At 70.7% G+C, this 22899-nt stretch carries 20 protein-coding genes; 11 read left to right on the top strand and 9 right to left on the bottom strand.

Translation table 11 applies throughout. From position 1 onward, the window contains the following. Window positions 1-20 precede the first annotated feature (20 nt). From ATK74_RS00310 to ATK74_RS00265, 10 genes are all read left to right on the top strand, one after another. Window positions 21-1025: an ABC transporter permease gene (locus ATK74_RS00310; RefSeq protein WP_098459168.1), complete on the top strand. Its 1005-nt coding sequence runs from the start codon at window positions 21-23 to the stop codon at window positions 1023-1025. Continuing rightward, window positions 1018-1965 carry an ABC transporter permease gene (locus ATK74_RS00305; RefSeq protein ID WP_098459167.1) on the top strand — a complete coding sequence of 316 codons (948 nt, stop codon included), beginning with the start codon at window positions 1018-1020 and terminating at the stop codon, window positions 1963-1965. Before ATK74_RS00310 ends, ATK74_RS00305 begins: the two co-directional genes overlap by 8 nt. Beyond that, window positions 1962-2801, top strand: a complete 840-nt coding sequence (locus tag ATK74_RS00300) for an ABC transporter ATP-binding protein (RefSeq protein ID WP_098459166.1) — start codon at window positions 1962-1964, stop codon at window positions 2799-2801. The genes ATK74_RS00305 and ATK74_RS00300 overlap by 4 nt, the downstream gene beginning before the upstream one ends. Continuing rightward, window positions 2798-3637, top strand: coding sequence for an ABC transporter ATP-binding protein (locus tag ATK74_RS00295; RefSeq protein ID WP_245840548.1), 840 nt, complete (start codon window positions 2798-2800; stop codon window positions 3635-3637). Before ATK74_RS00300 ends, ATK74_RS00295 begins: the two co-directional genes overlap by 4 nt. Continuing rightward, window positions 3627-4799: an ROK family transcriptional regulator gene (locus ATK74_RS00290; RefSeq protein ID WP_098459165.1), complete on the top strand. Its 1173-nt coding sequence runs from the start codon at window positions 3627-3629 to the stop codon at window positions 4797-4799. Before ATK74_RS00295 ends, ATK74_RS00290 begins: the two co-directional genes overlap by 11 nt. Continuing rightward, complete coding sequence (locus tag ATK74_RS00285) at window positions 4796-6052, top strand: family 4 glycosyl hydrolase (RefSeq protein ID WP_098459164.1); 1257 nt, start codon at window positions 4796-4798, stop codon at window positions 6050-6052. The genes ATK74_RS00290 and ATK74_RS00285 overlap by 4 nt, the downstream gene beginning before the upstream one ends. Further along, entirely contained in the window at window positions 6043-7008 is a 966-nt protein-coding gene (locus ATK74_RS00280) for an N-acetylglucosamine kinase (RefSeq protein WP_098459163.1), read from the top strand. The genes ATK74_RS00285 and ATK74_RS00280 overlap by 10 nt, the downstream gene beginning before the upstream one ends. A gap of 34 nt (window positions 7009-7042) precedes the next feature. Further along, complete coding sequence (locus ATK74_RS00275; protein WP_281255343.1) at window positions 7043-7921, top strand: chitosanase; 879 nt, start codon at window positions 7043-7045, stop codon at window positions 7919-7921. 96 nt (window positions 7922-8017) lie between these two features. Next, the gene (locus tag ATK74_RS00270) at window positions 8018-9142 is read left to right on the top strand and encodes a glycosyl hydrolase family 18 protein (protein WP_098459161.1); all 1125 of its coding nucleotides are present in this window, start codon (window positions 8018-8020) and stop codon (window positions 9140-9142) included. A 21-nt stretch (window positions 9143-9163) separates the two neighbouring features. Continuing rightward, a complete protein-coding gene (locus ATK74_RS00265; RefSeq protein WP_211283229.1) occupies window positions 9164-10099 on the top strand; it encodes an ROK family protein in 936 nt (311 codons plus the stop codon). Between the two features lie 57 nt (window positions 10100-10156). Here the strand turns inward: ATK74_RS00265 and ATK74_RS00260 are convergent, their stop codons facing one another. The 9 genes from ATK74_RS00260 to ATK74_RS00220 all read right to left on the bottom strand — a co-directional run bounded on the left by ATK74_RS00260 (window position 10157) and on the right by ATK74_RS00220 (window position 20939). Then, window positions 10157-10357 (bottom strand): ferredoxin, encoded by a 201-nt coding sequence (locus tag ATK74_RS00260; protein WP_098459160.1) that lies wholly within the window; start codon window positions 10355-10357, stop codon window positions 10157-10159. After that, entirely contained in the window at window positions 10350-11438 is a 1089-nt protein-coding gene (locus ATK74_RS00255; RefSeq protein WP_098459159.1) for an NADH-ubiquinone oxidoreductase-F iron-sulfur binding region domain-containing protein, read from the bottom strand. Before ATK74_RS00255 ends, ATK74_RS00260 begins: the two co-directional genes overlap by 8 nt. Further along, window positions 11435-12004, bottom strand: coding sequence for a ferric reductase-like transmembrane domain-containing protein (locus ATK74_RS00250; protein WP_169923661.1), 570 nt, complete (start codon window positions 12002-12004; stop codon window positions 11435-11437). Before ATK74_RS00250 ends, ATK74_RS00255 begins: the two co-directional genes overlap by 4 nt. Beyond that, complete coding sequence (locus ATK74_RS00245) at window positions 12004-12951, bottom strand: FAD:protein FMN transferase (protein ID WP_098459158.1); 948 nt, start codon at window positions 12949-12951, stop codon at window positions 12004-12006. The genes ATK74_RS00250 and ATK74_RS00245 overlap by 1 nt, the downstream gene beginning before the upstream one ends. Continuing rightward, complete coding sequence (locus ATK74_RS00240; protein ID WP_098459157.1) at window positions 12951-13271, bottom strand: hypothetical protein; 321 nt, start codon at window positions 13269-13271, stop codon at window positions 12951-12953. The genes ATK74_RS00245 and ATK74_RS00240 overlap by 1 nt, the downstream gene beginning before the upstream one ends. Before the next feature lie 154 nt (window positions 13272-13425). After that, window positions 13426-16116 (bottom strand): FtsX-like permease family protein, encoded by a 2691-nt coding sequence (locus ATK74_RS00235; RefSeq protein WP_098459156.1) that lies wholly within the window; start codon window positions 16114-16116, stop codon window positions 13426-13428. Continuing rightward, window positions 16113-19340 (bottom strand): FtsX-like permease family protein, encoded by a 3228-nt coding sequence (locus tag ATK74_RS00230; protein ID WP_098459155.1) that lies wholly within the window; start codon window positions 19338-19340, stop codon window positions 16113-16115. The genes ATK74_RS00235 and ATK74_RS00230 overlap by 4 nt, the downstream gene beginning before the upstream one ends. Beyond that, window positions 19333-20025: an ABC transporter ATP-binding protein gene (locus ATK74_RS00225; protein WP_245840547.1), complete on the bottom strand. Its 693-nt coding sequence runs from the start codon at window positions 20023-20025 to the stop codon at window positions 19333-19335. The genes ATK74_RS00230 and ATK74_RS00225 overlap by 8 nt, the downstream gene beginning before the upstream one ends. After that, on the bottom strand, window positions 20022-20939 hold the full coding sequence (locus tag ATK74_RS00220; protein ID WP_098459153.1) for an ATP-binding cassette domain-containing protein: 918 nt from the start codon (window positions 20937-20939) through the stop codon (window positions 20022-20024). Before ATK74_RS00220 ends, ATK74_RS00225 begins: the two co-directional genes overlap by 4 nt. 501 nt (window positions 20940-21440) lie before the next feature. Between ATK74_RS00220 and ATK74_RS00215 the strand changes: the two genes are divergently transcribed. Then, window positions 21441-22733 (top strand): chloride channel protein, encoded by a 1293-nt coding sequence (locus tag ATK74_RS00215; RefSeq protein WP_143483510.1) that lies wholly within the window; start codon window positions 21441-21443, stop codon window positions 22731-22733. Window positions 22734-22899: the final 166 nt, after the last annotated feature.

The following is a 22899-nucleotide window of genomic DNA, read 5'->3' as shown; positions in this document are numbered from 1 at the left end:
GACGGACACGGAGTCGACTGATGCGGTTCTATCTGCGACGAATCACCTTCTACATCATCACTCTCTGGGCGGCGATCTCGCTGAACTTCCTGCTGCCCAGGATGATGCCCGGTGACCCCGCCGCGATCATGATCGGGAAACTGCGCCGCGCCAGCGGCGGCCGGGAGCTCTCCGAGGAGACCATCAAGGGCATCTATGCCCTGCTGGGTGCCGACAAGAACACCTCGCTGTGGGATCAGTACCTCGCCTACTGGGTGCGGCTACTGCACGGCGATCTGGGCATCTCCTCGACCCGGTATCCCTACCCGGTGGCCACCTTGATCGGCAACGCCCTGCCCTGGACGCTGCTGATGGTGGGGGCCGCAACAGTCATCTCCTTCGCCTTGGGCATCGGGATCGGCGCGTTCGTCGGCTGGCGGCGCGGCACCTGGGTCGACCAGCTCGTCCCGGCTACCGCGCTGCTGCAGTCGATCCCGTACTTCTGGCTGGCCCTGGTGTTGGTCGCGATCTTCTCGGTCCGGCTCGGCTGGCTGCCGATCGTCGGAGCGTACGATCCGTTCGCCTATCCGTCCGGACCGCAATGGAGCTGGGCCTTCCTGGTCAGTGCGCTGTATCACGCACTGCTCCCGGCCCTGACCATCGTGATCTCGTCGGTGGGCGGCTGGCTGCTCGGGATGCGCAACATGATGGTCTCCACGATGAGCGAGGACTACGTGCTCACCGCAGAGGCCAAGGGGCTCAAGCCGAGCCGAATCCGGGATCGCTACGCGGCCCGCAATGCGGCGATCCCGAGCCTGGCCGGATTCAGCATCGCGCTGGGCTTCGTGGTGGCCGGCTCGATCGTCACCGAACAGGTGTTCAGCTATCCGGGAATCGGAAAGCTGATGATCCAGTCGGTACAGGGCCTGGACTACACGCTCATGCAGGGCGTCTTCCTGGTGATCACGCTGGCCGTGCTCGCCGCCAACTTCTTGATGGACCTCTTCTATGGGCTGATTGATCCGAGGGTGCGTACCAATGGCTGACCGTCTCGCCGGAATCCGGCATCTCCTTCCGCGCTGGTCGGCCAAGCTCGGCACCGGCCTGGTGCTGGTCGGGGTGATCGCCCTGTTCGGACTGATCGCACCGCTGTTCGCCGCTGATCCACGCGACTCCGGCAACAAGAGCCTGCTGCCCCCTTCGGGCAGCCACCTGCTGGGCACAACCAAGCTCGGCTATGACGTGTTCGCCCAGCTCGCCACGGGCACCCGCGGGTCGCTGTATGTCGGCCTGGTCGGTGGCCTGTCTGCCATGTTGTTGGCAATCGTCTTCGGGATTCTGGCCGGATATTTCGGGGGCTGGCTAGACGAGATCCTGATGCTGTTCACCAACATCATGCTGGTCATTCCCGGACTGCCGCTGGTCATGGTGATCGCGGCCTACGTCCAGAATGTCGACGGGCTGGGCGACTTCGCCCGAAGTTCCACGATGGTCGCGCTGATCCTCGGCGTCACCGGCTGGGCCGGCTCGGCCATCGTGCTGCGGGCCCAAGCCAGATCGCTGCGGACAAGGGAGTATGTGGCCGCCGCCCGGGTGGCCGGTGAGAAGGGACTGCGGATCATCTTCGTGGAGATCCTGCCGAACCTGGTCCCGCTGATCGCCGCCCAGCTGATCTGGGGCGTGATGTCGGCGGTGCTGGGCGAAGCCGGCCTGAGCTACCTGGGCCTCGGCCCCACCAACTCGATCACGCTGGGCACCATGCTGAACGACGCCCAGACCGGGCAGGCGGTCGGCTCCCAGGCCTGGTGGTGGTTCGTTCCGCCGGGCGCGGTGATCGCCCTGCTCGGCACCGGGCTGGCCCTGATCAACTTCGCTATCGACGAGATCGTCAACCCCAAGCTGCGGCTGGCCCCGCAGGCCGCCCGCCGGCAGCGTCGGGCTACCAAGGCCGGACGCGGTGTCGCCGGAGGAGGTGCGTTCGCATGAGCGGAGCGCCCGTCCTGACCGCGACCAATGTCTCGATCACCTATGCCGTCGAGCCGCCGGTGGAGGCCGTCCGCGAGGTCAACCTGACCCTGCATCGCGGCGAGATCCTCGGCTTGGCCGGCGAGTCCGGCTGCGGCAAGACCACCTTCGCCTATGGCGTGAACCGGCTGCTCAAGGCACCGGCCGTGATGACCTCGGGTGAGGTGATCTTCCACGACGCCGACGGCACCGACATCGACGTGACCGGGCTCAGCGGAGAAGAGCTGCGCCGCTTCCGGTGGGACAAGGTGTCCATGGTCTTCCAGGGATCGATGAACTCACTGAACCCGGTGATGAACGTCCGCAAGCAGTTGGACGACGTGTTCACCACCCACCGTCCGGGCATGAGCCGCCGGGAGCGCGAGCAGCGCAGCGGCGACCTGCTGAAGCTGGTCGGGGTGGATCCCGGACGGCTGGGCGCCTTCCCGCACGAGCTGTCCGGCGGCATGCGGCAGCGGGTGATGATCGCCATGGCGCTGGCCCTGGATCCGCAGGTGATGATCATGGACGAGCCGACCACGGCCCTGGACGTCCTGGTCCAGCGCGGGATCATCCGGGAGCTGATGCGACTGCGCGAGCGGCTCGGCTTCGCGGTGATCTTCATCACCCACGACCTGCCGCTGCTGATCGAGATCAGCGACCGGATCGCCATCATGCGTGACGGCCGGATCATCGAGCAGGACACCGCCGAGAACATCTATCGGCGTCCGACCCAGCCCTATACCAAGCAGTTGCTGTCCAGCTTCCCCAGCCTGACCGGGGCGCGCGGCGGTTTCGTCCGTGGAGGTGCGAAGTGAGCAACAGCCTCGAGGTGCGTCACCTCTGCAAGGACTTCCGGCTGCGTCGCGGGATGCACTTCGACACCCTGCACGCGGTGGCCGACGCCAACTTCATCCTCGAGCCTGGGCACACCGTCGCCCTGGTCGGCGAGAGCGGCTCGGGCAAGTCCACCATCGCTCGGATCATCGCCAAGTTGGAGACCCCGACCAGCGGCCAGGTGCTGCTGGACGGTGCCGAGACCAACTTCTCCGGTGCCAAGCTGGCCGGCTACCGCCGGCAGGTGCAGATGGTGTTCCAGGATCCGTTCGCCTCACTGAACCCGTTCCACAGCATCGCCCACCACATCGAGCGACCGCTGCGGATCCACCACCCCGAGCTCAGCACGGCCGAGGTGCGCAAGCGGGCCGCAGAGCTGCTGGAGAAGGTGCAGCTGGGGGCGACCTATCTGGAGCGGCGTCCGCACGAGCTGTCCGGTGGGCAGCGTCAGCGGGTGGCCATCGCCCGGGCGTTGGCGCCGGGCGCCCGCTTCATCATCGCCGACGAGCCGGTGTCGATGCTGGATGTGTCGATCCGGGTCGGCGTGCTGAACCTGCTGGCCGACCTGCAGCGGTCCGAGGGCCTGGGGGTGCTCTACATCACCCATGACCTGGCCACGGCCCGGCACTTCTCCGACGAGATCCTGGTGATGCATCGCGGCGTGATCGTCGAGCGCGGACCCGCCGATGACGTCATCTTGAACCCGCAGCACGAGTACACCAGGGCACTGCGTGAGGCAGCCGCCGATCCCGATCGGCTGGGCCGGCTTCGTGACGAGGTGCGCGCCGAGAAGCCAGGAGGGATCCATGAAGACTGACCCCGGCACCCAATCCTGGCTGCGCGCTCACAACGACCGGGCCGCGCTGCGGCTGCTGCTCGACCACGGACCGCTGAGCCGCGCCCAGCTCGGGGAGCTGTCCGGGATGTCCAAGCCGACCGCCCGGCAGATGGTGGCCCGGCTGGAGCGGATCGGGCTGATCGCCCCAGTCGGTCAGGTGACCGGCCAGCGCGGCCCGAATGCGGTGGCCTACGGCGTCCGCGCCGACACCATCACCGGCGTGGCGATCAGCATGCTGGCCGACAGCATCCAGGCCGTCGGCGTCGATCCGACCGGCACCGAGCACGAGATCGTCGAGATCCCGACCACCGGACGGCACCGCTCCCCCGCCGCCGATGTCACCGCCGCCGTGGCGGCGGCCTGCACCGCAGCCGGGCTGCGTCCGGACAGCGTGAGCGTGGTGGCCATCGGCGTCCAGGCCGCAGTGGACGAGGCCGCCGACTCCCTCTCACTGACCGACACCCTGCCCGGCTGGCCGGCCCAGGGCGCGCGAGCCGAGCTCGAGGCGGCCACCGGCTTGACCGTGATCCTCGAGAACGACGTGAATCTGGCCACCATGGCCGAGCGGGTGATGGGCGTGGCCAAGGAGGCCACCGAGTTCGCCTACCTGTGGGTCGGCCACGGCATCGGCCTGGGCATCGACCTGGGTGGAACCGTCCATCGCGGCGCGGCTGGTGGCGCCGGTGAGATCGGCTACCTGGAGGTGCCGCGTTCGGCGACCGATCTGGACCCCGACGCCGACGACTTCACCGATCTGCTCGGCGGGCCGCACCTGCTGGCCCAGCTCGGCCGCGAACAGGACTGCCTGGAGCGAGCCCTGCCGCTGCTGACCGAACGTCCCGATCTGATCGCCGGACTGGCCGATCGGATCACCTTGGCCCTGCAGCCGACCTGCGCGGTGCTGGATCCGGGCCTGATCGTGCTGGGCGGGCCCACCTGCCTGGCCGCCGGGGCGTCCCTTGCCGAGTTGGTCGCCCAGCGAATGGCCGGCACCTACCCGGGACTCCGAGTCGAGCTGAGCGGGGTCGGCGACCAGCCGGTGCTGCTCGGCGCCCGCCGCCTGTTGGTGGCCACCCTCCGCGAAGAACTGGAAACGCGGATCAGCCAGTCGATCGAGATTGAAACCGAAGGAGAATCATGAAGCTCGCCATTGTCGGCGGCGGCTCTACCTACACCCCCGAACTGATCGACGGCTTTGCGCGTTATCACGATGTGCTGCCGCTGACCGAGATCCATCTGGTCGACCCCGACCAGCACCGGCTCGGTCTGGTCGCCGGAATGGGTCGGCGCATGCTGGCCCGCGCCGGCTGCCCGATCAAGATCGTGGCCACCTCCGACCTGGTGGCCGGGGTGGACGGTGCGGACGTGGTGCTGATCCAGCTGCGGATCGGCGGGCAGGATGCCCGTCAGCAGGACGAGACCTGGCCGCACGAGGTGCACTGCATCGGGCAGGAGACCACCGGACCCGGCGGCTTCGCCAAGGCGCTGCGCACCGTCCCGGTGATGCTGGGCATCGCTGAGACCATCCGCAAGCACGCCAAGCCGGACGCCTGGATCATCGACTTCACCAACCCGGTCGGGATCGTCACCCGGGCCCTGCTCCAGGCCGGTCATCGCGCCGTGGGGCTGTGCAATGTGGCCATCGGCTTCCAGCGTCGCTTCGCCGGGCTGCTCGGCGTCGGCCACGAGGACGTCCAGCTCGGCCACGTCGGGCTGAACCACCTGACCTGGGAGCGCAGCATCACCGTGGACGGCGTGGATCGACTTCCCGAGCTGCTGGCCGGACGACTGGGCGAACTGGCCGAAGAGGTCGAGTCGGCTCCGGACGTCCTGGCTCAGCTGGGCATGGTGCCGTCCTACTACCTGCACTACTACTACGACCACGACCAGGTGCTGGCCGAGCAGCTGCACGAGCCGACTCGGGCCGAGGCGGTCCGCGCGGTCGAGCATGAGCTGCTCGACCTGTACGCCGACCCGAGCGTGGACACCAAGCCGGAGGCGCTCGAGCGGCGCGGCGGCGCGTTCTACTCCGAGTCCGCGGTCGAGCTGATGGCGTCCATGCAGGGCGCCGACACTCCGCCGCGCGTAGTCAACATGCGCAATGCCGGTCTGCTGCCGTTCCTGCCCGACGACCATGTGGTCGAGGTGCCGGCCAGGTTCGTCGACGGGCACTTCGTGGCCGAGCCGGTCGCACCGCTGCCCGACGACATCACCGGTCTGATCAGTGGAGTGGCCGCCTACGAGCGGCTGGCCCTGGACGCGGCCGTCAACGGCGGCCGGGATCGGGTGGTCCGGGCACTGCGCGCGCACCCGCTGGTGCTCCAGCACGAGCGCGCCGACAAGCTGGCCGACCTGCTGCTGGCGGCGAACCGAGGGTTCCTGCCATGGGCCTGAGTCCGGTGGTGATCGCCGTCGACGGCGGCGGCACCAAGACCGATGTGGTCGCGCTGCGTCCCGACGGCGAACTCGTCGGACGGGTCCGCGGCGGCGGCTCCAATCCGCAGGTAATCGGCCTGGCCAACTCGGTGGCGCTGCTGGACGACCTGGTCCACCACGCCGCCGGCGAGGCGCCGGTCACCGCGGCCGGACTGTATCTGTCCGGACTGGACCTGCCCCGGGAGCTGTCCGCCATGAATGCGGCGATCGTCGGCCGTCCGTGGGCCACCGACGCCGTGATCGACAACGACCTGTTCGCCCTGCTGCGCACCGGTACCGCCGAGCCCAATGCCGTGGCAGTGATCTGCGGCACCGGGATCAACGCGGTCGGGGTACGCGCCGACGGGGCCAAGGTGCGCTTCCCTGCGCTCGGCCACATCTCCGGCGACTGGGGCGGCGGCTCCGGTCTGGGCAGTGAAGTGCTGTGGCACGTGGCCCGGGCCAATGACGGACGCGGCCCGCAGACGGCGCTCACCGAGGTGGTGCTCAGCCGGCTGAAGGTCGCCTCGGTGGACGCGCTGATCGAGCAACTCCACTTCGGCGAGCGTGACTACGAGGAGCTCAACACCCTGGCCCCGGAGGTCTTCGCGCTGGGCGACCACGACGAGATCGCAGCCGCCCTGGTCGAGCGCCAGGCGGCGGAGATCGTGGCCATGGCGGTGTCCTGCCTGCGCCGCCTGGATCTGCTCGGTGTGCCGGTTCCGGTGGTCCTGGGCGGCGGAATTCTTGCGGCCGGCTATCACCAGCTGATGACCGGCGTGATCGCCGGGTTGGCGGCGCAAGCACCGTCCGCGCATCCCGTGGTGGTGCGCAGTCTGCCGGTGGTCGGCGCCGCGCTGCTCACCCTGAGCCGAGTCACGACCAGCACGCAGGCCCTCGCCGTCGCGCTGGATGCCTTGTCAGAGCATCAATGATGGCGGGGCTGCGGCCCCGCCAGGGAGAAGCGAGATGAACCGCGAAGCCACTGTGACGGCGACCGTGATGGCTGCACTACTGACGCTGGGCGGGTGCACGGCCAATGCCGGGCCGACCGCCACGGCCAGCGGAGCGGCCTCGTCCGTCCCGACCACGGCTTCGGCGGCCCCGTCCAGTGCGGCGGCTGCCCCCGGCCTGGACGATCCGGCCAAGAAGGAGATCGCCATGGAGCTGGTCTCCAGCGCGGAGAACTCCACCTTGGACTGGAAGGCGCAGTACGCCTACCTGGAGGACATCAAGGACGGGCGCGGCTACACCGGCGGAATCATCGGCTTCTGCTCCGGCACCGGCGACATGCTCGAACTGGTGCAGGCCTACCAGGCCGCGGCCGGGCCGGACGATGCCGCAGCCGCGGACCTGGCGAAGTACCTCCCGGCACTGAAGAAGGTGAACAACTCCGCCTCGCACGCCGGTCTGGGCGCGGGCTTCGAGAAGGCCTGGAAGGCCGCTGCCGCCGACCCGGTGTTCCAGCAGGCGCAGGACGCCGAACGGGATCGGGTCTACTTCGACCCGGCTGTGTCCCAGGCCAAGGCGGACGGGCTGGGCACTCTGGGTCAGTTCGTCTACTACGACGCCATGGTCATGCACGGCCCCGGTGATGATGCGGCCAGCTTCGGCGGCATCCGTGCCGCAGCCATGAAGAAGGTGCAGCCGCCGAGCCAGGGCGGGGACGAGAAGAAGTACCTGTTGGCGTTCTTCACCGCCCGGATCGCGGTGATGAAGACCGAGGAGGCGCACGCCGATACGTCCCGGATCGACGACGCCCAGCGGGTGTTCCTCGCGGCCGGCAACCTCAATCTCGACCCGCCGCTGGTCTGGAAGACCTACGGCGACACCTATCACATCCCCTGATCATCCAAGGGCGGCGCAACTGCTGGCCGCGGAGTCCTCGGAACGGCCGTCGTCGTCGACGACCGACTTTGCCCAACCCATGAGGAGCGTCAACACATGAGAAGTCGCATCACCGCCGTGCCATTGGCCGGCGTCGTCCTGTCCGTCGGCCTACTGCTGGTCAGTGGCTGCACGGCCCCGGCCGCCAGCCCGTCCGCCTCGGCCCCGGCATCTGCCACCACGCCGACCCCGACCCCGACTCCGAGCGTGGCCGCCGGGAAGATCGCCTTGGGCTACTACGCCGGCGACGCCCCGATCGTCTACAACTCGGTGACCTCATTCACCTCCTCGATCAACGCGGTCTCCGCGGCCCGGTTCGAGATCAACACCTCCGGTGAGGTCACCGGAACCCTGCCGAACAAGGAGCTCATCCCGTTCGACAAGGCGCACAACATCCGCACCTACGCCGGTGTCTACGACTCGGCCGGCAACGGCTTCGACGGCAAGCTGGCCCACACCGCCATGGTGACCAACAAGGACAAGATGATCACCAGCCTGGTCACGCTGGCCAAGGACGGCGGCTATGACGGCCTGAACTTGGACTTCGAGGCTCTCGAGGTCGCCGACCGGGACGCCTACACCGCCTTCGTCACCGAGCTGTCCAGCAAGCTGCACGCCGAGGGCCTCACCTTGATCCTGAGCGTCCCGGCCAAGGCCGCCGACGACAAGACCGATGACTGGTCCTACCCCTTCGACTACGTCGCCATCGGCAAGGTGGCCGACCTGCTCCAGCTGATGACCTACGACCAGAACGGCCCCGACTGGAGCGATCCCGGACCGGTCGCCGGTGCGGACTGGGTGGAGTCCTGCCTGAAGTACGCGACCTCCACGGTCGAGCCGTCCAAGCTGCTGCTCGGACTGGGTGCCTATGGCTACGACTGGGACATCACCGCGCACAAGAAGACCGGCGCCTACCCGGCGTCCTTCGTGGCCTGGACCAAGTTCTCCGACTGGCTGAAGGTGCCCGGCGCCGTGGAGCACTGGAACGACACTTCGCTGTCGCCGTCGGTGACCTACACCCTCAAGGGCCACAAGCACGAGGCCTGGTTCGAGAACACCAAGAGCATCGAGGCCAAGACCTCCTTCATTCCGAAGTACCACCTGGCCGGCTTCGCCATGTACGCCCTCGGCCAGGAGGACGCCAGCTTCTGGCAGGCGGCGACTGCCGGCGCCGGCGCCTGAGTCCGGCTCGACAGAGGTCTGATGATGGCTGCTCCTGAACTCGGCACCGGCCCTGCGGTGCTGGCCGTCGATGTCGGCGGCACCCAGCTCAAGGCAGCCGTCTTGGACGGCGCCGGGCGACTCGGAGGAGTCGTCCGGCGGCCGACCCCACGCTCGGCCGAGGACCCCGGCGACGCGATCGTCGTCGGGGTCGCGGCACTGCTGGACGAGCTCCAGCGACCCGACCAGCGCATCGGGGCCATCGGCCTGACCATCCCCGGCGTGGTGGACGAGGCCGCCGGGATCGGCCGCTGGTCGGCCAACCTCGGCTGGCGGGACTTCGGCTTCCGGGACGCCCTGGCGGCCCGCACCGAGCTGCCGATCGCCGTGGCCCACGACGTCCGGGCTGCGGGCACGGCCGAGGCCCGGTTGGGTGCGGCCCGCGGAGTGGCCGATGCCGCGATCGTGGTGGTCGGAACCGGGATCGCCGCCGCGCTGCGGATCGACGGTCACAGCTATGCCGGGAACGGCTCGGCCGGCGAACTCGGCCATCTGGTGATCGATCCATCCGGGCCGCGATGCGCCTGCGGCAAGCATGGATGCTTGGAAACCCTGGCTGCGGCCCCGGCGATCGTCCGCACCTATCAGGAGTTGGGTGGCGAGCTCGTGAGCGGGGCAGCCGAGGTGTTGGCCCGAGCCCAGGGTGGCGACCAGCGGGCCGTCCACGCCTGGAGCTCGGCGACCTCGGCGCTGGGAGCCGGGCTGGGTGCGCTGAGTGCGCTGGTCGCCCCGGAACTGATCGTCCTGGGCGGCGGCCTGGCCGAAGCCGGGGACGCCTTGCTGGGCCCGGTCCGGGCGGCCTTGTCCGACTACTGCGCCGGGCTGAACGTGCCCCGGCTGGTCCGCGCCGAGCTCGGCCACGACGCCGGCACTTGGGGTGCTGCGATCCTGGCCCGGGACGCGCTGCTCACCCGCTGATCTCCCCTGTTCCTGCTCCTGCCAGCCTCGGCCCGGCTCTGCTCAGCGCAGCTCGGCTCAGCGCAGGTAGAGCGCCCGGGCCGGGCAGAGCTTGACGGCCAGCGCGGCGTCCGCGGGATCGGCTCGGTCGTCACGAACGATCGGGTAGCCCCACTCGTCCAGAGTGATCGAGCCGGACAGGGTCTGAGCGCAGATCCCGTGGCCGGTGCAGCGCACTCGGTCCACGGCGAACTTGGCGATCTCCACCGCGTCAGACATGGCTGGCTCCTTCCAAGTAGCGGCGGCCGACCAGCCGTCCGGTCAGTTCAGGCTCCAGGACGCGGACCGCCGACGCGGCGAACCGGGCCACCCCCATCGGGTGGGCGCAGGCGCCCCGTCCGTTGAGCAGTTCGATCCGCTCGGTGATCCGGCGCTGTGCGCTGGCGCTGGGCAGGTCGACGAAGCTGCGCCACTGCTCGGCCAAGGCCGGCAGTCCGAACATGCAGGGCCCGCACTGCCCGGCCGACTCGGCCGCACCGTAGTTGAGCATCCGGTTCACCGTGTCCACCGGGTTCTCGGCCGGGTTCCAGATGGTGATGATGCCCGGGCCGATCGCGCCGCCATAGGCCTTCATGCCGGGGGTATCCCAGATGGCGTAGCGGGCCTCGGCTGCGGTCATCACGATGCCGCCCAGCCCACCAACCCCCAGATAGCGGACGTCCGGGCTCAGCCCTCCGGCAAGGCCGATCACCTCGGCCAGCGGCGTCCCCGCGGCCGACTGGTAGACCCCCGGACGAGCCACATAGCCGCCGATGGCGACCAGCCGCGGACCCGGTTCGGCCGCCGTGCCGAAGGAACGGAACCAGTCGGCGCCGCGCTGGGTGATCTGGCTGACCCGCCACAGGGTTTCGGCGTTGAGCACCACGGTCGGCCGCACTCGACGCCCCTGCGGGTCGCGGCCGCCGTAGACGAACGGCGTCCGCTTGGTCATCGGACGAGCCGAGCCACCGTGCGCCGCCGAGATCAGCGAGGTCTCCTCCGAGGAGACGTACCGGTCGGGAACCTCCAGCACCGGGAGCCCGGCCGCGGCCAGCCGGATCGCGGTGGCCGAGCCGCGGTGGGCGGCGAAGCGGGTGTGCGGGCTGATCCCGGCCACCAGCGCCACCCCGTCCAGCAGTTCGTCGAGGTGATGCTCGACCACCCAGCCGTCCTTGGCCGCGCCGACCTCGCCGTCACAGACGTTGACGATCAGCCGGGCGCGCTTCTCGATGGCGGCCTTGACCTTGATCGCGGTCGGGAAGGCCGCCCCGCCGCGTCCGGTCAGGCCGGCCTCTTCCAGCAGTTGAGCGAGTTGGGTCATGACCACTCCTGTGCGTTGATCAGTTCTCGGCGATCTCGGTCGGCGTGGGAGACGACCGTCCGCCACACCACGGTGGCGCCGCCGATCACCCCGCACGCCAGCGTGGTCAGCCGCAGCCCGGGCTGGTCGGCGGTGCCCATCATGAAGCCGTGGACGAGCGCCACCACCCACATGGCGTAGGAGACCCAGTGAATGCCGCGCCAGTAGCGCTCCGGGATCCGGTGCCGCAGGTAGCTGGTCACCATCACCACGATCAGCAGGTCGACGGCCAGCGAGCCGAAGCCGACCAGCAGCGGCTGGTAGTCGGAGATGAACGGCACCACCACGGCCAGCCAGCCGATGGAGACGTAGCCGTCGACGATGGCCGTGACGATGTGGACGGCCAGGAAGACCAGCATTCCGACCGACAGCCACCGGTGGACGCCCATCACCACGGTTGCCGCGTGCCCCTGCGGACGACGCCGCCCGGCGGTGATCACGCCCAGGCAGAAGACCACGGTGAACAGCACGACGGTGACCACGCCGGTCGCCCGGGACAGGTACCACAAGGCAGATCCGTCCAACATCAGTGCACCTCCGAGGCAGGTTGGGGCCAGCCGGCGGTGCAGACCACCGAGCCGTCCGGACGTTCCAGGCGGGCGGCCAGGCCGTGGCCGGTGAGCCAGGCCACGGCGTCCTCGCCGAGGACGACGGCTGCAGTTGCGGCCGTGTTCGCCTCCAGGGCCGTGATCGCCACGCAGGTCACCTGGCCCCAGATCGGGGCCGCCGGTCGACCGGTCCGCGGGTCGATGATGTGGTGGGCGTTGCCGCTGCTGGTGGCCCAGGTGCGCAGCTGAGTGGACGAGGTGGCCACGGCCTGGTGAGCGATCGAAATCACCTGGCGGATCGAGCCGTCGGCGGCTTCGACGGCGACCCGCCAGCCCCCGTCCGGGCCCTCACCGGCCGTGGCCAGATCGCCACCCAGGTTCACCAGGAAGCTGCCCGGCAACTGCAGAGCCAGCAGCCGGGCGATCATGTCGGCGGCGTGCGCCTTGGCGGTGGCGCCGAAGTCCAGCAGCACCCCGGCCGGCGTGGTGATCCGGCTTCCGGTCAGCTCGACCCGCTGCCAGCCGGCGACCACTCCGGGGACGCTCTGGTGGAACTCGTCGCGGGCCTGCACCTCGGCCAGGTCCGCGTCATAGCCGGAACTGATCAGCGCTGAGCCGACCGTGGGATCGACCAGGCCATCACTGAGCCGGGAGGCGTAGCGGGACGCTTCGAGGTGGTCGACCAGCATCGGCGAGCCGACCAGCGAGGCGGGCTCGGTGGCCGAGGCGGCGGCCAGCCGGCTCACCTCGGAGTCGGGCCGAAAGCGGGAGCAGGCCCAGTCCAGGGCATCCAGGTAGTCCTTGGCGATGGCGACCGCCGCGCCCAGGACATCCGGACGAGTGGCCAGGATCTGGTTGCTGGTCCCGATCGCCCGAAAGTCGGCCGCAACCGGCGCGATGGTGTGCGGTGTCTCCAGGGCCAGCATCAGGAGCCCTTCGTCTTGGTGTGCGCCGGGGCACTGGTCTTCTGTGGGGTCGGCGTCGCGCTGAACGACGGACGCGCCTTGCTGCTGGCGCTGGGGCTGGTCCGCGCGCCGGAGTCCCGAGTGCGGCCGCTGGTCGAGGTCGGATCGCTCGACGCGGGCGGGGCGAGCTGGTCACCGGCGGCGACCGAGTCGGCGGAGTCGTCCGACTGACCGACTGCGGCACCGGCCAAGGTCACGTACAGACCGGCGGTGGCGGCTGTGCCGGTGGCCAGCAGCGCGCTGAGGGTCAGAGCGGTCTTGCCTAGGGCCGTGGTGCGCATCGGTTGTTCCTTGTCTCGCGGCTGATCGGGCTCTGCTCGCAAGACTCACAGCGCTGTCTGTGGGCTTCCTGTCCATCGCGCTATGGCAGGGTCAGGTCAACCTCAAGCCTTCGTAAAGTGGCTCGGCGGCGCCCGGAAGTGCTCCGAACCAGGCTCAGCTGGCCCGCATCAAGGGGCCGAGCGGCACCCGTCGTCCGCGCAGTCCGGCGATCAGGACGGCGAGCCGGGCCAGGACGCCCAACAGGATCGGCAGGGCCAAGGCCCACCAGAAGATCACCAGGCGCGGCGCCACTCGTCCGCCGGTGACCGATTTCAGGTCCAGTGCGGTCACCAGCAGACCGGACAGGCCGATCCCGATGGCCAGTCCAACCAGGCCGGTCAGCACGGCGGGGACGGCCACCTCCAGCCAGCTCACCCGGCGCGCGGCAGCAGCGGGCATGCCGATCACCCTCAGCTGGGCCGCCGCCCGGGTGCGCTGCCCGGCGCCGGCCGCAGCCATCAGCATCACGGCCAATGCGGCCAGGGCAACGGCCGCCGCACTGGCGCCGGCGAACAGCCAGCCCAGGGCATTGCGGAGCGGATCATGGGCCTGGGCGGCCAGCCACTCCTGGCGGGTCAGCAACTGCGCGTCGGTCCCGGCCACGGCCGCCCGCAGCCGCGCCGCGGCGTCCGGCCCGACCACCCAGGCCTGGCTGGCGGCCACCTCGTGGCCGAGCGCCGCAGCGAGGAGCCGCCGATCGGCGACCACCGTCGGATAGTCGCTCAGCCCGAGCCCGCTGGGCAGGGTGGGGGCGATCCCGACGGCCTGGACGGACAGCCGGTCGTCCCCCCAGAGCAGGGTGGCCGAGTCCCACTGCGGCAAGCCGGTGCTCAGCACCGGGACGGCACTGGGGTTGGCCGTGGTGAGCTGCTTCAGTGCGTCGGACGAGCCCGAAGTGGCGGCCAGCAGCCGTCCGAAGGCGTCGGCGTCGATGGCCACCACCGACACCGAGCGGTCCAGGCCGGAACCGAGCAGCTGCGCACTGGGCACCACTGCCGCCGTGGCCACCACCAGGCCGGCGTCGCCATCCAGATCGAGCACGGCGGACGGGATCCCGTCGGGCGAGGTACTGGTCACCGCGGCCTCGCCGCCCACCGCGTCCCAGGACGCATCGATCTGCCCGGAGCTCACCGTCACCGCCACCGTGGTGGCGATCGCAGCCATGGCACAGGAGACCACCAGGGCCGCGGTGGCCAGTCCGTCGGCTCGGACCCGCGCGGCCGCCAACAGCGGCACCGCCGCGGTCCGCCGAGTGGCCAGCCGTCGGGCCAGGGCCAAGCCGCTCGGCTGCAGCCGGATCAGCAGGAGCGCCACGGCCACGGCCACCAGCACCGGGGCGGCCAACACCACGCCGTCGGTCCAGATCGAGGCCGAGGACGCCACCACTCCGCGCATCACCAAGGTGGCCAGCGCAGCCAGGGCCACCACGCCGAGCATGATCTCGGCGGCCAGTCGGCGGGCGTGTGCGGTGGCCAGCCGATGATGCTTGCCCACCGCCACCGCACCGGCTCGGACGCCACCGCCGGCAGCCCGGACCGCCAGCAGCGGCTGCGGCAGCAGCGCGGCCAGCAAGGTCGGCACCAGCCAGGCCGGCGGCGGAGTGCCACCGAGCAGCAGCATGGCGGCGCCCACTCCGATCCCTCCGCCGAGGATGGTCAGCAGGGCTGCCTCCAGCAGGTTGGCCCACGCGATTACCGGCAGAGTGGCGCCCCGGGCGCGCCATTGGACCAGGACGGCCGAGCGCCGCTCGACCAGCAGCCCGGCGACCAGGAGTTCCACCAGCAGTGCCGTGGCCAGCAGTCCGATCAGCAGCACCGAGGCCTGCGCGGACGCGGCCGCCACCCGGGCCAGAGCGTCGTCGATGATCGCATCGAGGTTGGTGTGAATCCTCGGCTGACTTCCGTTGAGGTCGATGCTCTTTCGCCCGGCGGCCAGCGATCGAGCCTCGACGGCCAGCGCTTCGGCGCGGCCGGCGTCCAGCCGGGAGGCGATCACCGGGTAGGTGTAGGTGCGGTCCATGCTGCCGGGCAGCGCACCGATCATGGCGAACGGCAGCGACTCCGGCGAGACCAGCAGCCCGACCGAAGCCACGGCCGCCGAGCCGTCCACCAACTGGGGCTTGACCAGGGTGGGAGTCACCTTCCAGGCATCATCGTTCAAATCGTCGGGACGATAGATCCCGCTCAGCCGCACGTCGAGCGGGGCACCTTGGGTGCTGGTCACGGTCAGCTGCTGGCCGGGATGGACGCCGATCAGCGCGGCCGCGTCCACCGACAACGCCACCTCGATCGGCAGCGCCTCGTCCGAGTAGTTCCAGCGGGACACATCGCCGGTGGCCGCCGGGGCGCGTCCCTCGACCCAGGTCACGGCCGGTCCGCCGGCGCTGTGCACGTAGATGAACCGGGCCCGTCCGGGCCGTCCGGCGATCGAACCGGCCTTCAGTTCGGGGCCCACCATCGACAGCACCGGCGCAGCGAGGACGCCGCGGAGCTCGGTCGGCATTCCAGCCTCGATCCGAGTGCTGAACCAGTCGCTGCCGTCGGAGCTCGGGACGTCGCTGGAGTCGAACGGTATCTGGACCAGGATCTCCGGTGGCCGGCTGGGGTGCGCCACGGCGTCCTGGACGACCGCGGTGGCCACCGAGCTCAGTACCTGTGGCACCGCCGAGGCCAGGAAGGACGCGGCCGCGATCACGATCAGACCCACCAGCAGCGGGCCGAGGTCGCGCCGCGACTGCCGCCACAGGTTGCCCAGCGGCAGCCGTCCGGCCTTGTCGGAGCGCTGCGAAGGAGCGGGTCGGCTCATCGCGCCTCCCCCATCCGCAAGGCGGTCACCGTCGAGCGTCGGACCATGGCCAGCGCCGAGGGGACGCCGGCCAGCAGACCGCCGACCAGGATCACCCCGATCACGGCCGCGGACGGTCCGAAGGCCCAGTTCACGATGGCCGGAGGCACCGCGGGCTCACCGGACGTGCTGACCACCAGCAGCGGTACCAGTGCCCAGGACAGCAACCCGCCGCCGACCACTCCCAACCCGACAGCCAACACGGTCACCACGGCGTGCTGGGCGAAATGGCTGGCCAGGGCCTCCCGCCGGGACGCCCCGATCGCCCGGACCCGGGCGATGGTGATCCAGCGCTGCTGCGCCTGAGCTGCGGCCAAGGCGGTGGCGCCACCGATCGCCAACCCCACCGACACCACGATCGCCAGCAGCCAGGCGTACTGGACCGGAAGCCGCAGCGACCCATCGCGCAGCTCGGCCGCAGTCTCGACCCGATCCAGCACCGGACCCTGGCCGGCCTGCCGGATGGCCTGCGCCGCCCCGGGACGCGGTGCGGCCACCCACCAGGCAGTGGTGAGGGACGTCGTCCGTCCAGTGCTCAGCAGGGCGTGCTGCAGCGAGGTGAGATCGGTCAGCAAGGCGGCCTGCCGCGGATGGGACGGGACGTAGGGAACCGTCCGGACCACGACGGCCTCGAGCGCGGTGGCCTGCCAGGCCAAGGCGATTCGGTCACCGACGTGCAGCCCCAGTTCGGCGGCCAGCTTCTCCTCGATCGCCACCGGCACGTCGGTGGAGGCCGGGAAGCTGAGCAAGGTCAGATGAGCCTCCTGCCAGGCCAGGTTCAGGACCGCGTAGCGGAAGGAGGCGCGGATCGTGTCGCCGGCGGCCTGCACCTGCTCGGCGGTGACGGAGGCCTGCGCATCGGGGGGCGGCGCACTCCATGGCCCGCCCGCGCCGGACGCCCCGGCCACCGTGATCGTCAGGTCCACCTCTGCGGTCTCGTTGCTCCACTCCAGCTGACCACCGCTGTGGTCCAGCAGCAGCAGCTCGATGGCCACCAGCTGCCAGTTGCCCGGTGGCAGCGGCGGTTGTCCGCGCAGCGGCAGCGCGACGGTATGCGGCCGTCCGTCCAGGGTCACCTCGCTGCCGACCTGAGTGATGGTCGAGCCGACCCCGTCGCTGAGCACCAGCGTGGGCCTCACCGCGATCGCCGGAGGCTTCAGGCCGGCGTCACTAGGCCCGGGTCGGGGAGTTCCGGTCACGGTCAGCCCGGACGGTCCGGAGCCGACCGCCAGAGAGTTGGCGGGGGCCTTCGGAGTGAGCCCGGCCATCACCTGCGCCCAGCTGGCGTCCGCCGGTGGACGACTCACCAGCAGCCGGCCGGCGGCCGCGGCGTCCACGGCGAGCAGCTGCACTCCGTCGGGTCGGCTGCCCAGCACGATCGGCCCGTCGGCGATCGGGGACGCCGGGCTGCCGGTGAACGTGGCCACCGAGCCTCCGGTGTCCGGCCGTCCGGGCCGTTCCACCACCAGGTCGGTCCCGACCAGCACCGATGCCTGTTCGTCCTGGGAGACCGCCCAGGTGGCCAGGAAGGTGGGGCCGAGAGTGCCCACCGCCGTGGCCAGGACCAGCAGGAACACCCCCTGGGTGCCTCCGCCACGGGACAGATGCCAGCCGGCCAGGGGCAGCACTAGACCACGTCCGCGACGGGCGAGGGCTTCGGCGGCGCGGGCGAGCAGCGGCAGCAGCCGAGCGATCAGCGCGGCCACGGCCAGTGCACACGCCGCCGGCGCCACGGCCAGGAACGGGTCGATCAGTCCGGGAGTCGGGGCGTGGGAGCGCAGCTGCAGGTAGGCGACCACGGCCAGCCCGGCCAGCATCAGGTCGGCGCCGGAGCGGACGAACACGCCGGCCCCGGACGTCCGGGAGCGCCGGGAGCGCGGCGGCAACGCGCTGAGCACCACCACGGCGGCCGGCAGGAGCGCACCGGCGAGCAACGCTGCGGCCAGGATCGCCAGGTCCGGGCTCAGCCCCACCCACGGCCACCAGGAACCGGACCCGGGAGCGCTGAGCCAGTAGCCCAGCAGCGCCAGCGGCGCGGCCAGGACGGCCGCCACCACAGCGACCAGCACGGCCTCGATGGCGGCCGAGCGGACCAGCTGCCGGCTCGAGGCGCCGCGGTCGCGCAGCAGCGTGTTCTCCACGGCGCGACGTCCGGCCAGGACCCGCGAGATCAGCGCCGTGGTGGCCGCACCCAGCGCCAGCACCAGGACGAAGACGGTCACCACCAGCGCATCGGTGACCCGCAGGGTCGAGCGCCAGCGCTCGAACTCCGCGCCCAGATCAGAGCGGACGACCACCTGAGCCACTGCGGGACCGGCCTGATCCTTGAGCAGGTCGGGGGCCGCGTTCAGGCGTTGCAGGTAGGCCGGGATTCCGGCTTCGTCGCCGCCGAAGGTGGGGTCGAGCACGGCGTTGAGCTGCTCCACCGGAGTGGCCCGCGACTCCATGGTGCCGGGCGCCACGATGAACGGGCCGAAGGTCGGCAGCCGGAAGTGGCTGGGGTCGTAGCCCCGTCCGTCCAACTCGTCCCGGGTCCAGACCGGGGTCTCGGCGGAGGTGAAGGTCCCGCTGACCACCAGGTCATAGACCGACGCCTGCTTACCGCTGCGATCGCTGAGCAGCCGAATCGTCGATCCCGGCTTCAGGCCCAACTCCTCGGCTGCGGTCTGTGGGACGGCGGCCGGGATCGGTGCGCCCGGCCCGGCCGGCGTGGGCCAGCTGCCACTGGTCAGGGTGGCATTGGCCGCGATCGTGTCGGCCTCGACCAGGTAGCCGCGGCGCACCTTCGGCCCGTCCAGGAAGAAGCTGGCGCTGGTGGTCCACAGCGAGATCTTCGCCGGGTAGGGCGCCGCCACGGTGTTCAGCGAGGTCCGCACCAGTGGCAGCAGCGTCTTGGCGTCCGGCTTGGTGTCACTGAGGCTGTCGGCCAGCACCGCCATGGACGCCAGGTCGGGCCCGGCTTGCGCCTCGGTGCCGTCGGCCTGGCTGACCGCAGCCGACAACGCCCGGTGGTCACCGGCGGTGAGCAGCAGCAGGCAGGCTCCCGAGGCGGCCGAGCACACGGTGAAGACCACCAGCAGCGCGGCGATCAGGCCGCGCTGGGCGCCGGCCCGGCGCAGCCCACGCCGTCTGAGCCGGAGCCTGCCCGGCCCGGCAGCGGCACCGGTGGGTGCCGGTTCAGGCATCGACCAGCCTGCCGTCCTCGATTCGCAGCGCGCGATCGGCCAGCGCCATCATCACCGGGTCGTGGGTGGAGATGATCGCGGTCATCCCCTCGGCCTCGACCACACCGCGGATCAGCGCCATCACGGCCAGGCCGGTCTCGGTGTCGAGCTGACCGGTGGGTTCGTCGGCGATCAGGAGCCGCGGTGAGCCGGCCAGGGCCCGGGCGATCGCCACCCGCTGCATCTGGCCGCCGGACATCTCATCGGGCCGGTGCGCACCGTGGCTGGCCAGTCCGACCAGCTCCAGCAATAGCGCGGCCCGCTGCTCGCGGATCTCCGGCGGGGTGCGGCGCAGCCGCAACGGCAGGCCCACGTTCTCCGCGGCGGTCAGCTCGGGCACCAGCCCGAAGCCCTGGAAGATGAACGACACCGTGTCCCGGCGGACGGCCTCGAGCCCGGCCTCGTTCAGCTGGGCCAAGTCGGTGCCGTCCACGATCACTTCGCCGTGGTTGGGGCGATCCAGGCCGCCGATGATGTTCAGCAGCGTGGTCTTTCCGGAACCGGAGCGTCCGGCCAGGGCGACCAACTCCCCTTCGGCGATCTGGAGCGAGACGTCGCGCAGCGCGGTCACCGCGGAGTGGCCCGAGCCGTAGGTGCGCTGCACAGAGCGCACGTCGACCATCAGCTGGTAGCGAGAGGTGCTCATCGGCGATCGTCCGGCCATAGTTCGAGGTGGTTGGCCTCCAGGGTCAGCCGCACTCGGCGGGTCAGTTCGAGGGCTTCCCGGAACTCCCGCGGCACCTGGACGCGTCCGGCCCGGTCCATCACGGCGTACTCCTGGGCGACGATCCGCTGCTGGCCGTCCTCGAGTTCCTCGGTGTGCCGCAGCACCTCGGAGCTGGTCCGGCCGTCGCGGATGGCCACCGTGCGTCCGACCTGCCCGCTGACCGTCGGGTCATGGGTGACCACCACCACGGTGACCCCGTCCTCGGCGCTGGTGGCGCGCAGGGTTTCGAAGATCTCGTGCGAGGTGGTGGTGTCGAGTTCGCCGGTCGGCTCGTCGGCCAGCAGCAATGGCGGTTCGTTGGCCATGGCCACGGCGATCGCCACCCGCTGCTGTTCGCCGCCGGACATCTCGCCGGGCAGCCGCCGCGCGCAGTAGCCGACCCCGAACCGGTCGAGCAGTTCAGCAGCCCGCGCGGCCCGCTTGCGTCGCGGATACGAGGACAGGCTGAGTGGCACCACCACGTTGTCGACGGCGTTGAGGTAGGGAATCAGGTTGCGGGAGGTCTGCTGCTGCACCAGTCCGACCACGCCGCGCCGGTAGCCGACCCGCTGGTTGGCCGGCAGCTTGGCCAGATCCCAGCCGGCCACCCGGACGGTGCCCGCGGTCGGCGAGTCGGCTCCGGCCAGGATCGACAGCAGCGTCGACTTGCCGGCCCCGGACGGCCCGACCACCGCGATCATCTCGCCCTTGGTGACGTGCAGATCGAGGCCCTGCAATGCCTGCACCTCGATCGGCCCGTGCTGGAAGATCCGGACGACGCTCTCGCAGACGATCAGGTGGTCGTCGGCAGCGGCGTGCGCGGTCGCGGCCAGGCTGGTCGCCGGCTCCGACATCAGGCACCTCCGAGGGGGTCCGGGGGCGACGGCACCAGACTCCCGGATCACCGTCGAACGGGGGCATTCGGCCCGCTTCGCCCGCACCGGTCGATTCCGGCCCCTCTCCTCGCCGATGGCAAGGCAGGACGCACTGCAAAGTGGACTTCCGCCTACCGGCCAGCGTAAGCCTCGCGGGCGCGGCTCGGTCAAGAATCGCGGCACAAATCATCCCGCCGTTCATCCGGCCTTCCTCAGGACGACGCTCTGCTCCTCAGCGGCTGCCAGCCCGGCGGCTAGCAGCTGTCGGCTACTCCGGTGATCGACCTCCCCTTCGGCAGACCCATCACCTGCCGCCGGTAGGGTTGGGGCCGGCGGGATGGACGTCCCGAGTTCGATCGATCCGGCCACGTGCCGCGGACCAGAACCACCGGCGTCCCCCCACCAGGATGCGCGGATCGCGGTCGAGCGAGCCACATCTCGAAGGGACCAACTCCGACGACTCGTCATCACAGAGGCCACGTGAGCTGGCGCACCCTGCTGGCCACATTTCGCCGCCGCACCCAAACGTGGCCGATGCCGGTGCGTGTGGCCGTCGGGGTGATCGCCACCGGGCTGAGCGTTGGGGTGGCGGCGACCCTGGTCACTGAGCTGCTGCATCTGATCCAGCACCTCGCCTATGGCTACACCGATGAAACCTTCCTGCTGGGTGTCGAGCACGCCGATCCGCTCCGACGAGTGCTCGCCCCGACTCTCGGTCTCGGTCTTGCCGGCCTGGCCTGGATGTGGCTGCGCCGCCGTCGGCTGCCGCAGGTCAGCGAGGCCTGTGGTCCGAAGGCGCGCCGACTGCCGCTGGGCCGGACGACCGCGGACGCACTCCTCCAGATCCTGGCTGTCGGGACCGGCGCCTCGATCGGACGGGAGCGAGCTCCCCGCCAGATCGGTGCAGCCCTCGCCTCGGTGCTCAGCAGCGTTCTCGGCATCGGACGAGACACTCGGCGCCGGCTGGTCATCGCCGGCGCGGGAGCCGGTCTGGCCGTGGTGTACAACGTTCCGCTGAGCGGGGTGATCTTCGGCGCCGAGGTGTTGGCCGGCGGCTTCGGTCTGAGCGGGCTGGCGATCTTCGTTCCGGTCAGTCTGGTGGCGGTGGCTGTCTCCTGGCCGGTCCTCGGCATGAACTCGGTCTACCAGCTGCCCGCCGGCGACCTCGATGCCACCACGCTGATCTGGGCTTTGGCCGCGGCTCCACTGTGTGCCCTGGTCGGGGCCGGGTTCGACCGGCTCGTGCGCTGGTGCGGACGGTGGCGTCCGCAACCCACCTGGCGCCTCCCGGTCGCCACGGCGCTGGCCGGCCTGGCCGTCGGTGTGGCCGCGATCTGGTGGCCGAGCCTGCCCGGGAACGGCAAGGGCATCGTCCAGCTCGGACTGGCCGGCGGAGCCACCGCGCTCACCTTCGCGCTCCTCCTGGTGCTCAAGCCCGTGGCCACCGCGGTCACCGCCGGCAGCGGCGTGGACGGCGGCTTCCTCACCCCCGCACTCGGCACCGGTGCTGCGCTGGGAGCTGCGGTCGCCATGGCCGGACTGTCAGCGGGCCAGAACTGGCCGGTGGCCACCTTCACCCTGATCGCTGCCGTCGGAGTGCTCGCCGCGACCCAGCGGGCCCCGTGGTTCGCTGCCGTGTTCGGTTGGGAGCTGGCCCGACCGTCCATCGCCATGCTCGGGGTGCTCGTGGTCGTCGCCTGGGGCACTGCCCTGATCGCCCGACGGTTGCCCTGGACCGCGCAGGCTGCACCGAAAGCCGAGCCCAAGCAGTGACTGCGGCCGTGCCCGCCGCACGGTCTAGCGCCGGGGCGCCCACCGCGGGCTGAGTGCATTGCCAACCCGGGGGCTGCTGCGCTTCACCGCAGGCCCCGGCATCAGCCCGCCCGGGCACAGCTGTGGCCGATGACTCGAACCCCCCGAACGAGTCACCGGCCACGGA

The organism is Propionicimonas paludicola, from assembly GCF_002563675.1.
Classification (GTDB): Bacteria; Actinomycetota; Actinomycetes; order Propionibacteriales; family Propionibacteriaceae; genus Propionicimonas; species Propionicimonas paludicola.
This window is presented reverse-complemented; position numbering and strand designations above follow the sequence as displayed.

Excerpts from the sequence above, each read along its gene's own strand:
- ATK74_RS00230 (WP_098459155.1), bottom strand. The coding sequence starts at position 19,340 with ATGCCTGAACCGGCACCCACCGGTGCCGCTGCCGGGCCGGGCAGGCTC.
- ATK74_RS00310 (WP_098459168.1), top strand. The coding sequence starts at position 21 with ATGCGGTTCTATCTGCGACGAATCACCTTCTACATCATCACTCTCTGG.
- ATK74_RS00305 (WP_098459167.1), top strand. The coding sequence starts at position 1,018 with ATGGCTGACCGTCTCGCCGGAATCCGGCATCTCCTTCCGCGCTGGTCG.
- ATK74_RS00250 (WP_169923661.1), bottom strand. The coding sequence starts at position 12,004 with ATGTTGGACGGATCTGCCTTGTGGTACCTGTCCCGGGCGACCGGCGTG.
- ATK74_RS00300 (WP_098459166.1), top strand. The coding sequence starts at position 1,962 with ATGAGCGGAGCGCCCGTCCTGACCGCGACCAATGTCTCGATCACCTAT.
- ATK74_RS00245 (WP_098459158.1), bottom strand. The coding sequence starts at position 12,951 with ATGCTGGCCCTGGAGACACCGCACACCATCGCGCCGGTTGCGGCCGAC.
- ATK74_RS00285 (WP_098459164.1), top strand. The coding sequence starts at position 4,796 with ATGAAGCTCGCCATTGTCGGCGGCGGCTCTACCTACACCCCCGAACTG.
- ATK74_RS00270 (WP_098459161.1), top strand. The coding sequence starts at position 8,018 with ATGAGAAGTCGCATCACCGCCGTGCCATTGGCCGGCGTCGTCCTGTCC.
- ATK74_RS00275 (WP_281255343.1), top strand. The coding sequence starts at position 7,043 with ATGAACCGCGAAGCCACTGTGACGGCGACCGTGATGGCTGCACTACTG.
- ATK74_RS00235 (WP_098459156.1), bottom strand. The coding sequence starts at position 16,116 with ATGAGCCGACCCGCTCCTTCGCAGCGCTCCGACAAGGCCGGACGGCTG.
- ATK74_RS00290 (WP_098459165.1), top strand. The coding sequence starts at position 3,627 with ATGAAGACTGACCCCGGCACCCAATCCTGGCTGCGCGCTCACAACGAC.
- ATK74_RS00260 (WP_098459160.1), bottom strand. The coding sequence starts at position 10,357 with ATGTCTGACGCGGTGGAGATCGCCAAGTTCGCCGTGGACCGAGTGCGC.
- ATK74_RS00220 (WP_098459153.1), bottom strand. The coding sequence starts at position 20,939 with ATGTCGGAGCCGGCGACCAGCCTGGCCGCGACCGCGCACGCCGCTGCC.
- ATK74_RS00240 (WP_098459157.1), bottom strand. The coding sequence starts at position 13,271 with ATGCGCACCACGGCCCTAGGCAAGACCGCTCTGACCCTCAGCGCGCTG.
- ATK74_RS00225 (WP_245840547.1), bottom strand. The coding sequence starts at position 20,025 with ATGAGCACCTCTCGCTACCAGCTGATGGTCGACGTGCGCTCTGTGCAG.
- ATK74_RS00255 (WP_098459159.1), bottom strand. The coding sequence starts at position 11,438 with ATGACCCAACTCGCTCAACTGCTGGAAGAGGCCGGCCTGACCGGACGC.
- ATK74_RS00265 (WP_211283229.1), top strand. The coding sequence starts at position 9,164 with ATGATGGCTGCTCCTGAACTCGGCACCGGCCCTGCGGTGCTGGCCGTC.
- ATK74_RS00280 (WP_098459163.1), top strand. The coding sequence starts at position 6,043 with ATGGGCCTGAGTCCGGTGGTGATCGCCGTCGACGGCGGCGGCACCAAG.